We start from the raw sequence: 5,284 nt of genomic DNA, 5'->3' as shown, positions 1-5,284 counted from the left end.
GCCCCCGGCCACCCCCAGCCGCCGCTCGTCCTCGTGGCCTGCTCCGGCGGCGCCGACTCCATGGCGCTCGCCTCCGCCCTCGCCTTCGAAGCCCCCCGCCTCGGCATCCGCGCCGGCGGCATCACCGTCGACCACGGCCTCCAGCCCGGCTCCGACACCCGCGCCGCCGAAGTCGTCCTCCGCCTGCGTGAACTCGGCCTCGACCCCGTCGAGTCCGCCGCCGTCACCGTCGGCCGCGACGGCGGCCCCGAGGCCGCCGCCCGCGATGCCCGCTACGCCGCGCTCGACGCCGCTGCCGAACGCCACGGCGCCGCCGCGATCCTCCTCGGGCACACCCGCGACGACCAGGCCGAGACCGTCCTCCTCGGCCTCGCCCGCGGCTCCGGCACCCGCTCCCTGTCCGGCATGGCCGCGGTCTCGGGGGCCGGTGGCCGCTACCGGCGCCCCTTCCTCGAACTCGACCGGCAGACCGCCCGCAAGGCCTGCATGGTCCAGTCCCTGCCCGTCTGGGACGACCCGCACAACAGCGACCCCGCCTACACCCGCTCCCGGCTCCGCCACGAAGGCCTGCCCGCACTGGAGAAATGCCTCGGCAAAGGGGTCGTGGAGGCCCTCGCCCGTACGGCCCAGCTCTCCCGCGACGACGCCGACGCCCTCGACACCTGGGCCAGCCAGGCCGAGGCCACCGTCCGCGACGCCTCCGGGCTGCTGGAGTGCGCCAAGCTCTACGCCCTGCCGCCCGCCGTGCGCCGCCGCATCCTGCGCCGCGCCGCCATCGAGGCCGGCGCACCGGCCGGCTCCCTCTTCGCCCGGCACATCGAAGAGGTCGACCGGCTGATCACCGGCTGGCGCGGCCAGAAGGCCATCAATCTGCCCGGCAGAGTCGTCGCCCAGCGGCAGGGTGGCAGACTGGTGATTCGGCAAGGCTGAATCCGGAGCCCCACCGGCCGCCCCTCACGGGACCGGCAGGCCCCGGTACAGGCCGGTGGGACGACCGACCGAAAGTGATGCGGGTGGACGCGAAAGACATGGGTGCCGACCTCAAGCAGGTACTCATCACCAAGGAAGAGATCGACGCGAAGCTCGTCGAGCTGGCCGCGAAGATCGACGCGGAGTACGCGGGCAAGGACCTGCTCATCGTCGGCGTCCTCAAGGGCGCGGTGATGGTCATGGCCGACCTGGCCCGAGCGCTGTCCACCCCCGTCACCATGGACTGGATGGCCGTGTCCTCCTACGGTGCGGGCACCCAGTCCTCCGGCGTCGTACGGATCCTGAAGGACCTCGACACCGACATCAAGGGCAAGCACGTCCTGATCGTCGAGGACATCATCGACTCCGGCCTGACCCTGTCCTGGCTGATCAACAACCTCGGCTCGCGCGAACCCGCCTCCCTCAAGGTGTGCACCCTGTTGCGCAAGCCCGACGCCGCCAAGGTCGCCATCGACGTCGAGTGGGTCGGCTTCGACATCCCGAACGAGTTCGTCGTCGGCTACGGCCTCGACTACGCCGAGAAGTACCGCAACCTCCCGTTCGTCGGTACGCTCGCGCCTCACGTCTACGGCGGCTGACACAGCGCGGTGGACCGCACACGGCGGCCGGGAACCCCGGCCGCCCGTGCACCGTTGGACCATGCAGACGGGATCGCCGGCCCTACCGTGCGGCTTCGGGCGCCGATGCTGGGGTACCGTCAGAAGAACTGTCTTATCAAACTCACTATGGCAGGAGGGACGGGGCGGCACCGCTCCGTGTGGATGGACGTGAAGCGATACTTCCGTGGGCCGGTCATGTGGATCGTGCTGGCCGTCCTTGCCGTGGTCGTGTTGATGCAGGTCGTCGGCTCGTCCGGCGGCTACAAGACGGTGGACACGGGCCAGGTGGTCCAGGCCATCAACCAGGACCAGGTCGAGGCGGCGAAGCTCACCACCGGCGACGAGCAGACCATCAAGGTCACGCTCAAGGACGGGGTGAAGATCAAGGACAGCTCCAAGATCCAAGCCAGCTACATCGGCAACCAGGGCGTGGCCATCGCCGACACCCTGCAGCAGAAGTTCGAACAGAAGAAGATCCCCGACGGGTACACGGTCTCGCCGTCCAAGCAGAACCCCATCGTCGGCATCCTCCTCTCCCTTCTGCCCTTCGTCCTCATCGTCGTCGTGTTCCTGTTCCTGATGAACCAGATGCAGGGCGGCGGCTCCCGAGTGATGAACTTCGGCAAGTCCAAGGCCAAGCTCATCACCAAGGACACCCCCAAGACGACCTTCGCCGACGTCGCGGGCTGTGACGAGGCCGTCGAGGAACTCCAGGAGATCAAGGAGTTCCTCCAGGAGCCGGCCAAGTTCCAGGCCGTCGGCGCCAAGATCCCCAAGGGCGTGCTGCTGTACGGCCGCCCCGGTACCGGCAAGACCCTGCTCGCCCGCGCCGTCGCAGGCGAGGCGGGCGTGCCCTTCTACTCGATCTCCGGCTCCGACTTCGTCGAGATGTTCGTCGGTGTCGGTGCCTCCCGAGTCCGTGACCTCTTCGAACAGGCCAAGGCGAACGCCCCGGCGATCGTCTTCGTCGACGAGATCGACGCGGTCGGCCGCCACCGCGGCGCCGGCCTCGGCGGCGGTCACGACGAGCGCGAGCAGACCCTGAACCAGCTGCTCGTCGAGATGGACGGCTTCGACGTCAAGGGCGGCGTGATCCTCATCGCCGCCACCAACCGGCCCGACATCCTCGACCCGGCGCTGCTGCGCCCCGGCCGCTTCGACCGGCAGATCGCGGTCGACCCGCCGGACCTCCAGGGCCGCCTGGAGATCCTCAAGGTCCACCAGAAGGGCAAGCCGGTCGCGCCCGACGTCGACCTCAACGCCGTCGCCCGCCGCACCCCCGGCATGACCGGTGCCGATCTGGCGAACGTGCTGAACGAGGCCGCCCTGCTGACGGCCCGCAGCAACCAGAAGCTGATCGACAACAAGATGCTGGACGAGGCGATCGACCGCGTCGTGGCCGGCCCGCAGAAGCGGACTCGGATCATGTCGGACAAGGAGAAGAAGATCACCGCGTACCACGAGGGCGGTCACGCCCTGGTCGCGGCGGCCTCCCCGAACTCCGACCCGGTGCACAAGATCACCATCCTGTCCCGCGGCCGTGCCCTCGGCTACACGATGGTCCTGCCCGACGAGGACAAGTACTCCACCACCCGCAACGAGATGCTCGACCAGCTCGCCTACATGCTGGGCGGCCGGGCGGCCGAGGAACTGGTCTTCCACGACCCGACCACCGGCGCGGCCAACGACATCGAGAAGGCCACCAACGTGGCCCGCGCGATGGTCACCCAGTACGGCATGACCGAGCGTCTCGGCGCGATCAAGTTCGGCGGAGACAACAGCGAGCCCTTCCTCGGCCGTGAGATGGCCCACCAGCGCGACTACTCCGAAGAGGTCGCCGCCCTGGTGGACGAGGAGGTCAAGAAGCTGATCGAGAACGCGCACAACGAGGCCTGGGAGATCCTGGTCGAGAACCGCGACGTCCTCGACAACCTCGTCCTGGCCCTCCTGGAGAAGGAGACCCTGGGCAAGGAGGAGATCGCCGAGATCTTCGCCCCGGTCGTCAAGCGCCCGCCGCGGCCCGCGTGGACCGGCTCCTCCCGGCGCACCCCGTCGACGCGTCCGCCGGTGCTCTCCCCCAAGGAGCTCGCCCTGACGAACGGCGCCAACGGCGCGACCGCGGCCATCAGCACCGCCAAGTCCACGGCGACGGAAGCGGCCCCCGCGGCCGAACCCGCCGGTGAGGACCGCACCGACGGCTGAAGCAGAACAGGGTCACATCGGCCCGGAATGGATGCCGCGCCCCCAGGGTTCTAGCCTTGGGGGCGCGGCATCGTCGTATGTCGGCAGTTCAGGCGTGTGACCGCACGCGCGAAAGGCACAGGAACGAGGCACCAGATGACCGACCCCGTGACGCTGGACGGCGGCGAGAGCCCCATCGGCGAGTTCGACGAGAAGCGCGCCGAGAACGCCGTACGCGAGCTGCTCATCGCGGTCGGTGAGGACCCGGACCGCGAGGGCCTGCGTGAGACCCCGGCGCGGGTGGCGCGGGCGTACAAGGAGATATTCGCGGGGCTGTGGCAGAAGCCCGAGGACGTGCTGACGACGACGTTCGACATCGGGCACGACGAGATGGTCCTGGTGAAGGACATCGAGGTGTTCAGCGTCTGTGAGCATCATCTGGTCCCCTTCCGGGGCGTCGCCCACGTCGGCTACATCCCGTCGACCAGCGGCAAGATCACGGGGCTGTCCAAGCTGGCCCGGCTCGTGGACGTCTACGCCCGCCGCCCCCAGGTGCAGGAACGTCTCACCACGCAGATCGCGGACTCCCTGATGGACATCCTGGAACCGCGCGGTGTGATCGTGGTCGTCGAGTGCGAGCACATGTGCATGTCCATGCGGGGCATCCGCAAGCCCGGCGCCAAGACGATCACCTCGGCGGTCCGCGGTCAGCTGCGCGACGCGGCCACCCGCAACGAGGCGATGAGCCTGATCATGGCCGACTGAGGGGTCTCGCCGACCCCCTCCGGGGCGCGGAGTGCCCGGTGTGTCACGCCGGGGACGTCGCGCCCTTGTTGTTGTCGTCGTCCTCCGGGAGCTTGCAGACGTGCTCCAGGAAGAGCGCCGCCGCTATCACGGCGATGCCGGCCACGACCGAGAAGCCCGCGTAGATGGCCTGGTCGCGGCGCGGGGGGATGTCGAGGAACTCCAGAAGGAAGACGCCCACGCCGCCGTACATGCCGGCGACGAGGGCGGCGACCAGGGCGCTGGACTGGCCGAAGACGACGGCGCGGGCCGCCATGAGGGGGTCGACGCCCTTGGCGTCGGGGCGGCGCTCGCGCTGGGCCTTGAGGCGGGCGCGCAGGGAGACGGCCGTGGCGAGCAGCACGACGGCGATCAGGGCGAGGACGATCGGGGCGGCCAGCGGAACGCTGGGGAGGGACCCCAGGGAGTTCCACAGGCGGGCGCCCGCCCAGGAGAGCACTCCGGCGACGACGAACACGCCGACCAGCACCCTGATGCGCAGCTCTTTCACGGTGTTCCTTCGTCTCCCCGGATGTGGTGGTCGTCTTGACCTTAACGACTACTCGGGCAGCCGGAGTTCCAGGTCGCTGCGGGGTGCCACGCCGGCGCGGCCGACGGCGTGCAGCAGGTCGGCGACGGGGCCGTGGCCGGGGAGCTGCGCGCCGGGGTCCACGTCGTGCCAGGGGGCGAGGACGAAGGCGCGTTCGTGGGCGCGGGGGCGGGGGGGGGGG

At 69.9% G+C, this 5,284-nt stretch carries 5 protein-coding genes and 1 pseudogene; 4 read left to right on the top strand and 2 right to left on the bottom strand.

All coding sequences use genetic code 11. The annotated features are described in order from the left end of the window. The 4 genes from tilS to folE form a co-directional block, all read left to right on the top strand. A partial coding sequence (gene tilS, locus MTQ10_RS27555) for a tRNA lysidine(34) synthetase TilS (RefSeq protein ID WP_247472985.1) occupies positions 1–930 on the top strand: 930 nt, incomplete at its 5' end. Positions 931–1,007: 77 nt separating this feature from the next. Then, positions 1,008–1,568, top strand: coding sequence for a hypoxanthine phosphoribosyltransferase (gene hpt, locus MTQ10_RS27550; RefSeq protein WP_094218331.1), 561 nt, complete (start codon positions 1,008–1,010; stop codon positions 1,566–1,568). A 183-nt stretch (positions 1,569–1,751) separates the two neighbouring features. Beyond that, the gene (gene ftsH / locus MTQ10_RS27545) at positions 1,752–3,791 is read left to right on the top strand and encodes an ATP-dependent zinc metalloprotease FtsH (protein ID WP_247472986.1); all 2,040 of its coding nucleotides are present in this window, start codon (positions 1,752–1,754) and stop codon (positions 3,789–3,791) included. Positions 3,792–3,926: 135 nt separating this feature from the next. Further along, entirely contained in the window at positions 3,927–4,535 is a 609-nt protein-coding gene (gene folE, locus MTQ10_RS27540) for a GTP cyclohydrolase I FolE (RefSeq protein WP_247472984.1), read from the top strand. Between the two features lie 43 nt (positions 4,536–4,578). On the opposite strand, the gene MTQ10_RS27535 is transcribed toward folE, so the two are convergent. Both MTQ10_RS27535 and MTQ10_RS27530 read right to left on the bottom strand, forming a co-directional pair. Further along, on the bottom strand, positions 4,579–5,064 hold the full coding sequence (locus tag MTQ10_RS27535; protein ID WP_247472983.1) for a DUF3180 domain-containing protein: 486 nt from the start codon (positions 5,062–5,064) through the stop codon (positions 4,579–4,581). 48 nt (positions 5,065–5,112) lie between these two features. Beyond that, positions 5,113–5,284 (bottom strand): annotated as a pseudogene (locus MTQ10_RS27530) (2-amino-4-hydroxy-6-hydroxymethyldihydropteridine diphosphokinase); the annotation flags it as partial.

This window comes from Streptomyces sp. XM83C (genome assembly GCF_023072675.1).
In the GTDB taxonomy this organism is placed as follows: domain Bacteria; phylum Actinomycetota; class Actinomycetes; order Streptomycetales; family Streptomycetaceae; genus Streptomyces; species Streptomyces thermocoprophilus.
This window is presented reverse-complemented; position numbering and strand designations above follow the sequence as displayed.